This window comes from Cupriavidus sp. SW-Y-13 (genome assembly GCF_009793345.1).
Classification (GTDB): domain Bacteria; phylum Pseudomonadota; class Gammaproteobacteria; order Burkholderiales; family Burkholderiaceae; genus Cupriavidus.
Genome location: NZ_WHLX01000001.1, coordinates 2,897,115 through 2,910,448, shown reverse-complemented (window position 1 = coordinate 2,910,448; position 13,334 = coordinate 2,897,115). Strand labels below are relative to the sequence as shown.

The following is a 13,334-nucleotide window of genomic DNA, read 5'->3' as shown; positions in this document are numbered from 1 at the left end:
AGGAGAGTGAGATGAGCCAGTTCGACAACGTGTCCGTCGTCAAGAAAGCCAACCTGTATTTCGATGGCAAGTGCGTGAGCCACACGGTGCTGTTCGCCGACGGCACGCGCAAGACGCTGGGCGTGATCTTCCCGGCCGCGCTGACGTTCAACACGGGCGCGCCGGAAATCATGGAAGTCAACGCGGGTAGCTGCCGCGTGCGCCTGGCTGGCTCGGAAGAGTGGAAGACCTATGGCGCCGGCCAGCAGTTCAACGTGCCTGGCAACAGCAGCTTCGACATCGAAGTGACCGAGACGCTGGACTACGTCTGCCACTTCGAATAAGTCTCAGGGCTAAGAAGCCTCAGAGTACGACCGGCTCTGGCTCGATCCGCACGCCAAACCGTCCCTCGACGGTATCGGCGATGCGGTTCGCCAGGGCCAGAAGGGCCGCGCCGGTGCCACCGCCGTGGTTCACCAGTACCAGCGCCTGCTTGTCATAGACGCCCACCGGGCCGTCATTGATGCCCTTGAAGCCGCACTGGTCGATCAGCCAGCCGGCGGCCAGCTTGTAGCGCCCGTCGGGCTGCGGATAGCTGACCAGCGCCGAATTCTCCGCCAGCAGCGCATCGCGTTGCACGGCCTCTACCACCGGGTTCTTGAAGAACGAGCCTGCGTTGCCAATCTTTGCCGGGTCCGGCAGCTTGCGCGAGCGGATGGCGATCACCGCCTCCCGGATCTGCGCGGCATCGGGTGTGCTCACCGATTCGAGTTCGCGCGCCAGTTCGCCGTAGTTCAACACGGGCTGCCAGGCCACCGGCAGCCGCAGCGTCACGGCGGTGATGATGTAGCGGTCGCAGCCCTCACGCTTGAACAGGCTGTCCCGATATCCGAAGGCGCATGTATCAAGATCGAGCGTCACGAAAGCGCCGCCCTGGCGGTCGTAGGCGCGCACGCTGTCGAAGCGCTCGCGCAGCTCCACGCCATAGGCGCCGATATTCTGGATCGGGGCAGCACCGGCCGTGCCGGGAATCAGGGACAGGTTTTCGAGGCCGGGCATGCCATCGGCGATCGTGCGGCCCACCAGCGCGTGCCAGTTCTCGCCGGCACCCACGGTCACCAGCCAGTCATCGCCGCGCCGTGCCACCTCGTAGCCCGGGATCTCCATCAGCAGCACGCAGGCGTCGAGGTCGCCGGTCAGCACCACGTTGCTGCCGCCGCCCAGCACCACCACCGGCAGGCTGGCAGCGCGCGGGTCGGATAGTGCCGAAATCAGGTCCGATTCGCTGCGGATATGTGCCGCCAGACGCGCACGGACATCGAAGCCGAATGTATTGTGGGCGCGCAGGGGATAAAATTCGTGGAAATCTGCCATGCAAGGTCGGGGGAGGCACCCCGGGCCGGGGCAGGCCAAGATTATACGTAACCGTTACGAAAGCTCCGCCGTGTGCCGGGTGGGGCCGTGGAATACCAGGAGAAACAGGATGCCGTCGTTTGACGTAGTGAGCGAAGCCAACATGGTGGAAGTGAAGAACGCCGTGGAGCAAGCCAACAAGGAAATCACCAACCGCTTCGACTTCAAGGGTTCCGATTCCCGCGTGGAGCAGAAGGAGGGCGAACTGACTGTCTTCGCCGATGACAATTTCAAGCTGGACCAGGTCAAGGACGTGCTGATCAACAAGATGGCCAAGCGCAATGTGGACGTGCGCTTCCTGGACTACGGCAAGGTCGACAAGATCAGCGGCGACAAGGTCAAGCAGGTCATCACGATCAAGAAGGGCGTGACGGGCGACCTGGCCAAGAAGGTCGTGCGCATGATCAAGGACAGCAAGATCAAGGTGCAGGCCAGCATCCAGGGCGATGCCGTGCGCGTGACGGGCACCAAGCGCGACGACCTGCAATCGGTCATCGCACTGCTGCGCAAGGATGTCAGCGAAGCCCCGCTGGACTTCAACAATTTCCGGGACTAGGCAGCGCGCGCTGCAGTCCTGCTGCGGTGCTACTGCGCCTGCCGCGGCTGCGGCAGGCCGCCGATTTTCGCGCCGGGTTTGATGCCCTTCTGCGCGAACCATCCCTTGTTCATCTCCAGCGCATAGCGCACCGCTGTACGCGGACAGTGGTTGTCCTCGGTTTGCGGCGCCATGTCCTCGATATTGACGATGCTGCCGTCATCCGCCAGGAACGCAATCGACAGCGGCAGATTGGTGTTCTTCATCCAGAAGCAGTGCCCGGCCTTGTCCTCGAAGACGAACAGCATGCCGGTGTTGGCGGGCATCGTCTTGCGGTACATCAGCCCGCGCTCGCGCGCTTCGGGTGACGCGGCCACTTCGGCCTGGATGGCGTACATGCCTGCGGTCAACGGAATCACGGGCAGTGCGGTCTGTGCATGCGCCGTGGCGGACAGCGCGGCGGCACCCATCGCACCAACGATCAGCAGGGTCTTGAACACTTGAGGCATGGCGGAATCGATGTGGAGGAAGTTCGACGGCAGGCGGAAGCATAGCGCAGCCAACCGATCCGCGCCCGTAGCCACGCCATGAAAAAAGGCAGGCCGCCGGAGCGTGCCTGCCTTTCGATGGCAGTCTGGAAGATCAGGCTGCCGGGGTCGAAGCTGCCGCCTTCTTGGAGGTGTGCTTCTTGGTGTGCTTCTTCTTCGTGGTCTTCGCGGGCTTCGCCGAATCGGTTGCAGCCGGTGCGGTGCCAGCAGCAGGAGCCGCCGGGGCTTGCGCGAAGGCGCCAGTGGCAAACAGGCCAACTACCAGGGCGGCGATCAGTTTTTTCATTGCGAGTACCTCTAGGATTTATGTCCGGATTTTGGAGGGTTTGACGCGTTTATCGACGTGTCATTCGCAACAACGGCGCGGAATCTTCGCGCGTTGACGATCCGGGTGCCGGCATGTGTAACCAGCGATTACCGCCGCTTTTTCGCCTGTATGGGCGGTCTGACAGGTAGGCGCGGCGCTAAAAGTCCTAATGCACGGACATCTGCCTCGCACCATTGGCCAGGCGCCAGACCGAGTTGGGCGAGCGAAAGATTGCCGATTGCCGCGCGCACCAGACGCAGGGTGGGAAAGCCTACGGCAGCCGTCATGCGTCGCACCTGCCGGTTCTTGCCTTCGCGGATCTTCACTTCGACCCATGTCGTGGGAATGGCTGCGCGATAGCGGATCGGTGGATGGCGCTCCCATAGCCACGCCGGTTCGTCGACGATCCGGGCCTGGGCCGGGAGCGTCACGAAATCGCCCAGGTCTACGCCGCCGCGCAGACGCGCAAGCGCTGCCGCATCGGGCACGCCTTCCACCTGCGCGAGATAGGTTTTTTCGAGTTTGTGGCGCGGATCGGCAATGCGTGTCTGAAGCGGGCCATCGTCGGTCAACAGCAGCAGTCCCTCGCTATCGGCATCGAGACGCCCGGCCGGATACACGCCGGCCAGGTCGATGCAGTCGGCCAGCGTTGGTCGCGATGGATGCGCCGAGAACTGGCTCATCATCTGGAAGGGCTTGTTGAGGGCGATCAGGGTCATGGGCGCGCATTATCCACCAGTCGAAGAGGGCCGTTACAATGACTCGCACAACACAATCGCGTCGCCGGGCCGTGCTGGCCGGGCGCCAGTCACTTCCCCAAGCGGCAGTTGGAGACGAACATGTATCAGCACATCAAGGTGCCAGCAGGCGAGAAGATCACGGTGAACGCCGATTTTTCGCTGAATGTGCCCAATAACCCGATTGTCCCTTACATCGAGGGCGATGGTACGGGTGTCGACATCACCCCCGTCATGCTCAAGGTGGTGGATGCCGCCGTGGCCAAGGCGTATGGCGGACAGCGCAGGATATCCTGGATGGAAATCTTCGCGGGCGAGAAATCCACGCGCGTGTATGGCCCCGATGTCTGGCTGCCCGACGAGACCCTGGAGGCGGTGAAGGAATACGTGGTGTCGATCAAGGGGCCGCTGACCACCCCGGTAGGCGGCGGTATCCGCTCGCTGAATGTGGCGCTGCGCCAGCAGCTCGATCTCTACGTCTGCCTGCGTCCGGTGCGCTATTTCAAGGGCGTGCCATCGCCGGTGCGCGAGCCTGAAAAGACCAATATGGTGATCTTCCGCGAGAACTCGGAGGACATCTATGCCGGCATCGAGTGGGAAGCCGGCAGCGAAGGCGCAAAGAAGCTGATCGCCTTCCTGCAGAACGAGATGGGCGTGAAGAAGATCCGCTTCCCGGAGACCTCGGGCGTGGGGGTCAAGCCGGTATCGAAGCAGGGTACGCAGCGCCTGGTGCGCAAGGCGATCCAGTACGCGATCGACAACGACAAGCCGTCGGTCACGCTGGTCCACAAGGGCAACATCATGAAGTACACCGAGGGCGGGTTCCGTGACTGGGGCTACGACCTCGCGCTCACCGAGTTTGGTGCCGAACTGGTGGATGGCGGCCCGTGGTGCAAGATCAGGAACCCCAAGACCGGGCGCGATATCGTCGTCAAGGACGCCATCGCCGATGCGTTCCTGCAGCAAGTGCTACTGCGTCCGGCCGAATACTCTGTCATCGCCACGCTGAACCTGAACGGCGACTATATTTCCGACGCGCTGGCGGCCCAGGTGGGCGGCATCGGCATTGCGCCGGGTGCCAATATGTCGGACTCCGTGGCGATGTTCGAAGCCACTCACGGCACGGCGCCGAAGTACGCCGGCAAGGACTATGTGAATCCGGGTTCGGAGATCTTGTCTGCCGAAATGATGCTGCGCCACATGGGCTGGACCGAGGCGGCCGACCTGATCATCGCGTCGATGGAAAAATCGATCCAGTCGAAGAAGGTGACCTATGACTTCGCCCGGTTGCTGGAAGGCGCCACGCAGGTGTCGTGTTCCGGCTTCGGTCAGGTGATGATCGACAATATGTAAAGACAGAGACGTCCCGGGATCGCCCGGACGGAAAACCCCGGTTGCGCGCAGGCGCACCGGGGTTTTTTATCACTGACGAAATATCAGTTGTTGGACGTGAGCACGCGATCGTGCATCGGTTGCACCGGCCGGGCATTCATCGGATACAGCTTCCTGAATGCCTGGATCTGCGCGGCCGACACCTGCACCGGCGTCTTCAGGACGTGCCAATGCACGCCTTCGCTGCATGGTGGCGTGGTCAGGCTGCCGTCGAACGCCACGTATGAAAGGTCCTCTGGCAACAGGTCTGCCGGGCTGAACGTCTCGTTCAGTGGCACCGGCGCGGCACCTTTCTCAGGCATGACCTGGAAGATTGACTCAAGCGCCTTGTTCTCTGCGCCTTCCTCGAACAGCACGCCAACCACGGCAAGGCGACCGGCCGCATCGCGATGCACCAGGTGTGCGCTCAGTGGATAGGCGCGGCCATCCACTGTCATTTCGCTCGGGGTATGGAAGTGAAAATTCAGTAACTGGTAGACGCCGGAGGGCAGCTTGGCATTGCCGCCGGCATGCGGACCCACCTGGATCGTATGGCCGTTGTTGATGACGGTGGCGGCGGACGCCGGATAATGAAAGGCCAGCGGTGGAAGCTTGCCGGGCCTGGCGTTCTGGATATCGATGGGCGACTGGGCCTTGCCATCCTTGCACGCCTTGAAGGACGGCGACAGGTCACCCCAGTGCTCGGCGCCCTGGTCGCCGGTGTATGACCACTTGGTACCATGGTCTGCGGCAGTGGCGGACAGCGCTGTGGCCAGCAGCAACGTACCGGCGAAGGCGGCAAGCGGGTTGGTCTTGAAAGGAAACATCGTGAACACTCCAAACTGGGCGGTAGTGCGCGGAGTGTAGAAGTTACCAATTGTCCGGAAAATCGCAGAATCTCTAATTCTGATGCCGGTGATGGCGACGCCCCATGAAAAAGCGCCCGGCACATGGTGAACATGTGCCGGGCGCTTTCCCGGATGCCTGGCGTACCGCTTTTCAGCGCACCACGCCTATCATTGCCCGGCGTGGCGCTGGATCCCGTCCCGAGGGGAGTGAACCCCTTCGCATCCGCATGGGCCGACGCCGCTCTGTGGCAGCATTCGGCCGCGGCGCACTTAATGGGCTTCCTGAATGTTCGTGGCTTGCTTGCCCTTCGGGCCTTGCACGACCTCGAACTCCACCCGTTGGCCTTCCTTCAGCGTCTTGAAACCGGACATCTGAATTGCCGAAAAGTGCGCAAACAGTTCTTCCTCGCCGTCATCCGGCTTGATAAAGCCGAAACCCTTGGCGTCATTGAACCATTTGACGATACCGCTAGCCATAAACTCCCCCAACGAAAAAGCTGATTACAAGCGGGGAAACCAATGGCCAGCCGAAAGCGGTTCGACGGGCACTGCGCGGCCTCTTCTGGTGGAATAGTTGCGCAAATGCACGGCAAATACGGTTTCTCGCGAGTCATCCATTTTCGTTCATCGGAAAATGGACGAAAGTGTCGGACCTGCGCCAGTCGTGGGCCTCCCTGCTCACGGATGCACCCCGCCGGGTCTGTATGCTTGGCTCGCGAGCCCGGACCGGATGTGCGATCGATTCTTTCGGTAAAGGCAATGGCTGTCAATCCGGCAGATTCCCCACTGAGCGTGGGGTGTGGCGAGATTGAAACGGCTGCAGATGGTACGCTTTGCCAGCGTGGTGCATGGTTTTTGCGTAGGTTGGCGGCGCGCCCCGGAGCGGGGTACGCCAATTCGCCACCTGCACCCCGGAAGTGCATGCCCGACGTGCCCGCCGCGCCTCTGTACGTTGGCGCACGCCGGGAATTTTCGTAGGTGCGGGGCTTGAATAAGAGTCCTGTTCCCCAAATTGCAGACTTGTGAGTAAGGGTTAGAATAAACGCCATGGCGACACGGCTGGCGAACACCCCCCAACGCGAAGCAGGCACTGTCATCGAACGGAAGGAGCAGCAGCTCAAGCCGCCAGCGATGTACAAAGTGGTCCTGCTCAATGACGACTACACTCCGATGGAGTTTGTCGTGATGATCCTGCAGCAGTATTTCAGCAGGGACCGGGAAACGGCTACGCAGATCATGCTGACCGTCCACCGGGAAGGCAAGGGCGTTTGCGGTATCTACACCAGGGATATCGCGGCGACCAAAGTCGAGCTTGTATCAACCCATGCGCGGCAGGCGGGCCACCCGCTGCAGTGCGTGATGGAGGAAGCATGATTGCGCAAGAATTGGAAGTCAGTCTGCACATGGCCTTTGTCGAGGCACGTCAGGCGCGCCACGAGTTCATCACCGTGGAACACTTGCTGCTGGCGTTGCTCGACAACCCCACTGCGGCGGAAGTGCTGCGCGCCTGTGCGGCCAATATCGAGGACTTGCGCACAAGCCTGAAGAATTTCATTGCCGACAACACACCGGTCGTACCCGGCACGGACGAGGTGGACACGCAACCCACGCTGGGTTTCCAGCGTGTGATCCAGCGCGCCATCATGCACGTGCAGTCGACCTCGAACGGCAAGAAGGAAGTCACCGGCGCCAACGTGCTGGTGGCCATCTTCGGCGAGAAGGACTCTCACGCTGTGTACTACCTGCAGCAGCAGGGCGTCACGCGGCTGGACGTCGTCAATTTCATCAGCCACGGCATCCGCAAGGACCAGTCCGAGCCGGCCAAGCACGGCGAGGGCAACCCCGAGGGCGAAGGTGGTGACGGCAAGGAAAGTCCGCTCGAGCAGTACACCCAGAACCTGAACACCCTGGCCAAGGCCGGCAAGATCGATCCCCTGATCGGCCGTGACAGCGAGGTGGAGCGCGTGGTGCAGGTACTGTGCCGCCGCCGCAAGAACAACCCGCTGCTGGTGGGCGAAGCAGGCGTGGGCAAGACCGCCATCGCCGAGGGCCTGGCGTGGCGCATCACCAAGAACGAAGTGCCCGATATCCTCGAGAAGGCCGTGGTCTACTCGCTGGACATGGGTGCGCTGCTGGCCGGCACCAAGTATCGCGGCGATTTCGAGCAGCGGCTGAAGGGCGTGCTGAAGTCCCTCAAGGACAATCCGAACGCGATCCTGTTCATCGACGAGATCCACACGCTGATCGGCGCGGGTGCTGCGTCGGGCGGAACGCTGGACGCCAGCAACCTGCTGAAGCCGGCGCTGTCTTCGGGCCAGCTCAAGTGCGTGGGTGCGACGACCTTCACCGAGTATCGAGGCATCTTCGAGAAGGACGCGGCACTGTCGCGTCGGTTCCAGAAGATCGATATCGTGGAGCCGACCGTAGACCAGACCGTGCAGATCCTGCGCGGGTTGAAGTCGCGCTTTGAAGAGCACCACGGCGTGAAGTACGCGGCATCGGCCCTGACTGCTGCGGCGGAATTGTCTGCGCGCTTCATCACCGACCGTCATCTGCCGGACAAGGCGATCGACGTGATCGATGAAGCGGGCGCGGCGCAACGTATCCTGCCGAAGTCCAAGCAGAAGAAGACGATTGGCAAGAACGAGATCGAGGACATCGTCTCGCGCATCGCACGCATCCCGCCGCAGAGCGTGAACCAGGACGACCGCAGCAAGCTGCAGACGCTGGAACGCGATCTGAAGTCGGTGGTATTCGGCCAGGACCCTGCCATCGAGGCGCTGTCGTCGGCGATCAAGATGTCGCGTGCCGGTCTGGGCAAGACGGACAAGCCGATCGGCTCGTTCCTGTTCTCGGGACCCACGGGCGTTGGCAAGACCGAAGTGGCCAAGCAACTCGCCTTCATCATGGGCATCGAGCTGCTGCGCTTCGACATGTCCGAATACATGGAGCGGCATGCCGTCAGCCGCCTGATTGGCGCGCCGCCGGGGTATGTCGGTTTCGACCAGGGCGGCCTGCTGACCGAGGCTGTTACCAAGAAGCCGCACTGCGTGCTGCTGCTGGACGAGATCGAAAAGGCGCATCCGGACATTTTCAACATCCTGCTGCAGGTCATGGACCATGGTTCGCTGACCGATAACAACGGCCGGCGCGCGGATTTCCGCAACGTGATCATCATCATGACCACGAATGCGGGCGCGGAGACCATGAACCGCGCGACGATCGGCTTTACCACGGCGCGCGAGCAGGGCGACGAGATGGCCGACATCAAGCGGATGTTTACGCCGGAATTCCGCAACCGCCTGGATGCGACGATCAGCTTCCGTGCGCTGGACGAGGAAATCATCCTGCGCGTGGTCGACAAGTTCCTGATGCAACTGGAAGAGCAGTTGCACGAGAAGAAGGTGGAAGCCAGCTTCTCGGACAAGCTGCGCAAGTATCTGGCAAAGAAGGGCTTCGATCCGCTGATGGGCGCGCGGCCAATGCAACGCCTGATCCAGGACATGATCCGCAAGGCGCTGGCCGACGAACTGCTGTTCGGCAAGCTGGTGACCGGTGGCCGGGTGGCCGTGGACCTCGACGCCGAGGATCACATCAAGCTGACCTTCTCCGAAGGCGATCCGGAACCGCCGGATACTGGCGAGAGCGAGGAACGCGCCGAAGTCTGACGCAGGGTAGGTACCACACAAACGGCCGGGTATGTCCCGGCCGTTTTTCCGTCATGGGGGGACTCCTGCGCGATCGTTGTATGGTCATTGTTCCAATAACTGGGCGATCAGCGATAGTGATCGGACAAGTTGAGCGATCATCGGGCAAAATACGGGGTGGCGGCATGCCGCCCCTTTTCATTTGTCCCGCGGCCTTCTGGTCGTACAGCCCGAGTTTCCGATGTCTTCTCACGACCGCATGCGGTTGCGCCGCCTGCTGCTGAAAACCTTGCCGATGAGCGCCATGCCCGTGGCCTCGCTGTCTGGCCTCGCCCATGCCGCCGATTCAGGCGCGAACTCCCGACCGATCTCGCTGGTGCTGCCATTCCCACCGGGCGGTAGCGTGGACATCGTCGCGCGGCAATTGCAGCCTGGCCTCAAGACGGCACTCGGTCAGACGGTGGTCGTCGACAACAAGCCGGGTGCCGGCGGACTGATCGCCAGCAGCAACGTGGCGCGTGCCAAGCCAGATGGCAATACGCTGCTGATGGCCTTCGATACCCACGCGATCAATCCGTTCGCGTACAAGAATCTGCCGTACGACACCTTCAAGGACTTCACGCCGATTACCCAATTGGTACGCTTCCCGCTGGTGATTGCTGCGAATCCGGCGCTATCGGCGTCGAACGTGCGCGAACTGGTTGAGTTGGCGAAGTCGAATCCGAATGGCGTGCGCTACGCCTCGTCGGGAATCGGCAGCCTGAACCAGCTCGCGGCGGAAGCACTCGGCACCGAGGCCGGCGTGAAATTCCTCCACGTACCCTACAAGGGTGGTGGCCCGGCCGTGCAGGCCGTGCTGTCGGGCGAAGTCGATGTGTTTTTCAGCAGCTATGCGGCGGTGCAGGCGCATGTGGCGGCCAAGACGATCAAGGTACTTGGCGTGACCGGGACGAGCCGCATCAAGCAGTTGCCGCAAGTTCCGACCGTGGCCGAGCAGGGCTACAAGGGTTTCGAGGCGTATTCGTGGATCGGCGTGTTCGGTCCGGCGCATATGCAGTCTGATTCGGTAACGCGTCTGCACGACGCCTTCGCCGCTTCGATCAAGCAGCAGAAGGTGGTGGATGCGCTGACTGCGCAGGGGTTCGAGATCGCCGTGGGGTCGCCGGCCGAACTGGGCCAACTAGTGCGCCATGAGCACGACAAGTGGCAGGCTGTGGCCCGCAAGGCCAACATCCAGTTCGAATGACCGAAGCCGCCATGCACGCATTGCCTGAGCCGTTCGACCATGCGGTCATCGTCTGCAACGATCTCGATGCCGCTGTGACGCGCTGGCGCGCGCTGGGCTTCACGCTCACGCCGCGCGGTTTTCACACGCTGGGTTCGCAGAACCATTGCATCATGCTGGCGCGCGATTACCTGGAGCTGCTGCATGTGACGGCGCCCAGCCCGAGTCGTCAGTACTACTGGGATGCCCAGCAGCGCGGCGATGGCTGTGCGGCGATGTCGTGCAAAAGCCGCGATGCGTTTGCCACGGCCGACCGGCTGCGCGCCGCAGGCTTCCAGCCTTCCGATCCCATCGAATTCTCGCGTCCGGTGCGTCTGGACGATGGCTCCGAACACCCGGCCACGTTTCGCGTGACGGCGCTCGATAGCGCGCCCGGCGCTCGCTACTTCGTCTGCGAACATCGCACGCCAGAATTGCTGTGGCGTCCGGAGTGGATCGCGCATGCCAACAGGGCTACTGCGATTGCGGCGACGTATCTGGTAGTGGATGCGGGGCAGGTCGCTGTGACTGCTGAAGCCTATGCCACGCTGACTGGGGCGCCGATCACTCGCGCGACCGGCGAGATGGCGATGCTGGATATCGCTGGCGCGTCGTTTGTTGTGACGGCGCCGCAGGAATTGGCCGATGTGGCTGACGTGCCGGGGCTACGCGCTACGTCCGGGTATGCGGCAATTCGACTGGTGACGGACGATCTGGAAAAGGCGCGTTCGCACTGGCGTGCGAACGGTGTACGTGCGGAGGATACGTCGGCGACTGTGTCGGTGATTCCGGCGGCCGAGGCGAATGGGGTGACGCTGGTTTTCGAGCAGGGTTGAGTTTCACAACCTCTCTCGGTTTATTCCCCTCTCCCGCACGGCGGGAGAGCAACCGTGTCAAGCAGGTCGGTTGTTCTGCCAAGGCCGACCCGTCTTGACCATGACATTGAGAATCGTCAGAAGCTTCCTCATGCACCCGACGATGGCGACTTTGAACGGCTTGCCAGCCGCTCTCATGCGTTCATAGAACTCGGTGATCGCCGGGTTGTGCTGCATCGCTGTGACTGCAGCCATGAACAGCGCCTTGCGAACATCGGCACGCCCGCCCCTTATGTAACGCTGACCACGCCGCCTGCCGCTATCGTCATTGAAGGGCGCAAGTCCGACCAGCGCGGCGATCTGCTGGCGGTTTAGCGTGCCAAGTTCCGGCAGCCGTCCGAGCAGCGTGAAGATTGTCACCTTGCCCACCCCCGGCATGCTATCGAGCAAATCCACCTTGTTCTTCCAGGCTTCGCTGGTGCGTAGCCGGTGCGTCATGTCGAGGTCGGTGGACTTGATCCGCGCATCCAGCCACGCGATATGCTCCTTCAAGCTCTTCTGCGCGACAGCCGGCGCCTTGTCCAGGCGGGTCTTTTCCTGCGCACGCATGACGACCAACTGACTGCGACGATCCAGCAAATCAGCGAATTCACGCTGCATCTCGTCGGGCAGCGGTCGCACCGGCGGCCGAATTTGCTGGGCAAAGCGCGCAATTACCCGCGCATCCAGCCTGTCCGTCTTGGCCAGGATGCCACACGCTTTGGCAAAGTCGCGGATCTGCCTGGCATTGATCACCACCACCGGCAATCCAGCGGCAGCCAGTGCCATGCTCACAGGGGTCTCATAACCGCCTGTGGCCTCCATGACAACCCGATCCACCTCGCCATTGACGTTGAGCTCCGTCAGGTGCTCCACGAGCAAGGCGATACCCTTCTCGTCGTTGCTGAACTGGCGCGGGCCGCCTTGCGGCACAACATCGATATCCAGGGTCTTCTTGCTGACGTCGATGCCGATTGCTAGCTTGATATCCATTTGGCTTGTCCCATCCTTGTGTCAATCCGGCGTGCTGCCTTACAACCGTTCGGGCTTAGGCTAAACGCTACCAAGAAATGGACACCACGATCCTAGCTCTCCCTCGAACTTGGACTAACGTCCAGAGCATGGGGTTGTCGATCTGTGGCGTCCGGAGACAATGATGCGACATACAAGGGGTTAGGGGAGAGGGCAGGAGGTTCTGCTTGCCGATTGTCGCAATTGGAACCGCTGGCCCTCTCCCCCGCCCCTCTCCCACTGCGCGGGAGAGGGGAGAAAACAAGTAGCAAGCCGGAAGCCTCAACCCGCCTTCACGTGCGCAACCCCCGTGGACCCAAACCCACCGGCCCCACGCTCCGAATCCTCAGAAAACTCTTCAACCGTCGTGAACACCGGGCGCAGCACGGGCACGAACATCATTTGAGCGATGCGCTCGCCGGGCTGGATGACGATCGGCTCGGTGCCGGGTGCATTGCGGTTCCAGACGCTGACCATGATCTGGCCCTGGTAGTCGGCATCGATCACGCCGATGGAATTGCCGAGCACCAGACCTTTCTTGTGGCCCAGGCCCGAGCGCGGCACGATGGTCGCGCACATGAACGGGTTGCCCATATGCACGGCGATGCCGGCGGGGACGAGTTGCGCGGGCGAGCCGGGTGCAATCGTCACGGGGCCGTCGACGCAGGCGTGCAGGTCGATGGCGGCGGCCATGTCGCTCTGGTAGGCGGGCAGGCCCCAGTCGTTGAGGCGGGCGTCGAGGACCTTGATTTCGACGGTGGGATTCGCGGCTACGGTCATGGATTCGGATAGTGGTCAGAGCAAGGCGGCATGATACCGC

15 protein-coding genes are annotated in these 13,334 nt (G+C 62.1%); 7 read left to right on the top strand and 8 right to left on the bottom strand.

Annotation, left to right across the window (positions count from 1 at the left end; genetic code table 11):
• Positions 1–11: 11 nt before the first annotated feature.
• A complete protein-coding gene (locus GA566_RS12985; protein WP_137928229.1) occupies positions 12–323 on the top strand; it encodes a pyrimidine/purine nucleoside phosphorylase in 312 nt (103 codons plus the stop codon).
• A gap of 19 nt (positions 324–342) precedes the next feature.
• On the opposite strand, the gene murB is transcribed toward GA566_RS12985, so the two are convergent.
• Positions 343–1,353: a UDP-N-acetylmuramate dehydrogenase gene (gene murB, locus GA566_RS12980; RefSeq protein WP_160472931.1), complete on the bottom strand. Its 1,011-nt coding sequence runs from the start codon at positions 1,351–1,353 to the stop codon at positions 343–345.
• Positions 1,354–1,462: 109 nt separating this feature from the next.
• On the opposite strand from murB, the gene GA566_RS12975 reads away from it, so the two are divergent.
• Positions 1,463–1,948 carry a YajQ family cyclic di-GMP-binding protein gene (locus tag GA566_RS12975; protein WP_137928227.1) on the top strand — a complete coding sequence of 162 codons (486 nt, stop codon included), beginning with the start codon at positions 1,463–1,465 and terminating at the stop codon, positions 1,946–1,948.
• A 29-nt stretch (positions 1,949–1,977) separates the two neighbouring features.
• On the opposite strand, the gene GA566_RS12970 is transcribed toward GA566_RS12975, so the two are convergent.
• The 3 genes from GA566_RS12970 to GA566_RS12960 form a co-directional block, all read right to left on the bottom strand.
• The gene (locus tag GA566_RS12970; RefSeq protein ID WP_160472930.1) at positions 1,978–2,436 is read right to left on the bottom strand and encodes a DUF192 domain-containing protein; all 459 of its coding nucleotides are present in this window, start codon (positions 2,434–2,436) and stop codon (positions 1,978–1,980) included.
• Between the two features lie 133 nt (positions 2,437–2,569).
• Positions 2,570–2,761, bottom strand: a complete 192-nt coding sequence (locus tag GA566_RS12965) for a hypothetical protein (protein WP_137928225.1) — start codon at positions 2,759–2,761, stop codon at positions 2,570–2,572.
• 128 nt (positions 2,762–2,889) lie between these two features.
• A complete protein-coding gene (locus GA566_RS12960) occupies positions 2,890–3,501 on the bottom strand; it encodes a pseudouridine synthase (RefSeq protein ID WP_137928224.1) in 612 nt (203 codons plus the stop codon).
• A 120-nt stretch (positions 3,502–3,621) separates the two neighbouring features.
• Here GA566_RS12960 and icd point away from each other — a divergent pair, with 120 nt between their 5' ends.
• Entirely contained in the window at positions 3,622–4,872 is a 1,251-nt protein-coding gene (gene icd / locus GA566_RS12955; protein ID WP_160472929.1) for an NADP-dependent isocitrate dehydrogenase, read from the top strand.
• Between the two features lie 83 nt (positions 4,873–4,955).
• Here the strand turns inward: icd and GA566_RS12950 are convergent, their stop codons facing one another.
• Positions 4,956–5,717 (bottom strand): carbonic anhydrase, encoded by a 762-nt coding sequence (locus GA566_RS12950; protein ID WP_137928222.1) that lies wholly within the window; start codon positions 5,715–5,717, stop codon positions 4,956–4,958.
• A 291-nt stretch (positions 5,718–6,008) separates the two neighbouring features.
• Complete coding sequence (locus tag GA566_RS12945) at positions 6,009–6,215, bottom strand: cold-shock protein (protein ID WP_137928221.1); 207 nt, start codon at positions 6,213–6,215, stop codon at positions 6,009–6,011.
• Positions 6,216–6,785: 570 nt separating this feature from the next.
• Here GA566_RS12945 and clpS point away from each other — a divergent pair.
• The 4 genes from clpS to GA566_RS12925 all read left to right on the top strand — a co-directional run bounded on the left by clpS (position 6,786) and on the right by GA566_RS12925 (position 11,485).
• Positions 6,786–7,112 (top strand): ATP-dependent Clp protease adapter ClpS, encoded by a 327-nt coding sequence (gene clpS / locus GA566_RS12940; RefSeq protein ID WP_160472928.1) that lies wholly within the window; start codon positions 6,786–6,788, stop codon positions 7,110–7,112.
• Positions 7,109–9,406: an ATP-dependent Clp protease ATP-binding subunit ClpA gene (gene clpA / locus GA566_RS12935; RefSeq protein ID WP_137928220.1), complete on the top strand. Its 2,298-nt coding sequence runs from the start codon at positions 7,109–7,111 to the stop codon at positions 9,404–9,406. Before clpS ends, clpA begins: the two co-directional genes overlap by 4 nt.
• A gap of 220 nt (positions 9,407–9,626) precedes the next feature.
• Positions 9,627–10,631 carry a tripartite tricarboxylate transporter substrate binding protein gene (locus GA566_RS12930; RefSeq protein WP_202126694.1) on the top strand — a complete coding sequence of 335 codons (1,005 nt, stop codon included), beginning with the start codon at positions 9,627–9,629 and terminating at the stop codon, positions 10,629–10,631.
• A gap of 11 nt (positions 10,632–10,642) precedes the next feature.
• Complete coding sequence (locus tag GA566_RS12925; protein ID WP_160473297.1) at positions 10,643–11,485, top strand: VOC family protein; 843 nt, start codon at positions 10,643–10,645, stop codon at positions 11,483–11,485.
• 57 nt (positions 11,486–11,542) lie between these two features.
• Here the strand turns inward: GA566_RS12925 and GA566_RS12920 are convergent, their stop codons facing one another.
• Both GA566_RS12920 and dut read right to left on the bottom strand, forming a co-directional pair.
• On the bottom strand, positions 11,543–12,496 hold the full coding sequence (locus GA566_RS12920) for an IS110 family transposase (protein ID WP_160471606.1): 954 nt from the start codon (positions 12,494–12,496) through the stop codon (positions 11,543–11,545).
• A 300-nt stretch (positions 12,497–12,796) separates the two neighbouring features.
• Entirely contained in the window at positions 12,797–13,294 is a 498-nt protein-coding gene (gene dut, locus GA566_RS12915; protein WP_160472927.1) for a dUTP diphosphatase, read from the bottom strand.
• Between the last annotated feature and the right edge of the window lie 40 nt (positions 13,295–13,334).

What these genes read in the sequence shown, in the direction of transcription:
- GA566_RS12985 (WP_137928229.1), top strand. Translation starts at nt 12, where the DNA reads ATGAGCCAGTTCGACAACGTGTCCGTCGTCAAGAAAGCCAACCTGTAT.
- murB (WP_160472931.1), bottom strand. Translation starts at nt 1,353, where the DNA reads ATGGCAGATTTCCACGAATTTTATCCCCTGCGCGCCCACAATACATTC.
- GA566_RS12975 (WP_137928227.1), top strand. Translation starts at nt 1,463, where the DNA reads ATGCCGTCGTTTGACGTAGTGAGCGAAGCCAACATGGTGGAAGTGAAG.
- GA566_RS12970 (WP_160472930.1), bottom strand. Translation starts at nt 2,436, where the DNA reads ATGCCTCAAGTGTTCAAGACCCTGCTGATCGTTGGTGCGATGGGTGCC.
- GA566_RS12965 (WP_137928225.1), bottom strand. Translation starts at nt 2,761, where the DNA reads ATGAAAAAACTGATCGCCGCCCTGGTAGTTGGCCTGTTTGCCACTGGC.
- GA566_RS12960 (WP_137928224.1), bottom strand. Translation starts at nt 3,501, where the DNA reads ATGACCCTGATCGCCCTCAACAAGCCCTTCCAGATGATGAGCCAGTTC.
- icd (WP_160472929.1), top strand. Translation starts at nt 3,622, where the DNA reads ATGTATCAGCACATCAAGGTGCCAGCAGGCGAGAAGATCACGGTGAAC.
- GA566_RS12950 (WP_137928222.1), bottom strand. Translation starts at nt 5,717, where the DNA reads ATGTTTCCTTTCAAGACCAACCCGCTTGCCGCCTTCGCCGGTACGTTG.
- GA566_RS12945 (WP_137928221.1), bottom strand. Translation starts at nt 6,215, where the DNA reads ATGGCTAGCGGTATCGTCAAATGGTTCAATGACGCCAAGGGTTTCGGC.
- clpS (WP_160472928.1), top strand. Translation starts at nt 6,786, where the DNA reads ATGGCGACACGGCTGGCGAACACCCCCCAACGCGAAGCAGGCACTGTC.
- clpA (WP_137928220.1), top strand. Translation starts at nt 7,109, where the DNA reads ATGATTGCGCAAGAATTGGAAGTCAGTCTGCACATGGCCTTTGTCGAG.
- GA566_RS12930 (WP_202126694.1), top strand. Translation starts at nt 9,627, where the DNA reads ATGTCTTCTCACGACCGCATGCGGTTGCGCCGCCTGCTGCTGAAAACC.
- GA566_RS12925 (WP_160473297.1), top strand. Translation starts at nt 10,643, where the DNA reads ATGCACGCATTGCCTGAGCCGTTCGACCATGCGGTCATCGTCTGCAAC.
- GA566_RS12920 (WP_160471606.1), bottom strand. Translation starts at nt 12,496, where the DNA reads ATGGATATCAAGCTAGCAATCGGCATCGACGTCAGCAAGAAGACCCTG.
- dut (WP_160472927.1), bottom strand. Translation starts at nt 13,294, where the DNA reads ATGACCGTAGCCGCGAATCCCACCGTCGAAATCAAGGTCCTCGACGCC.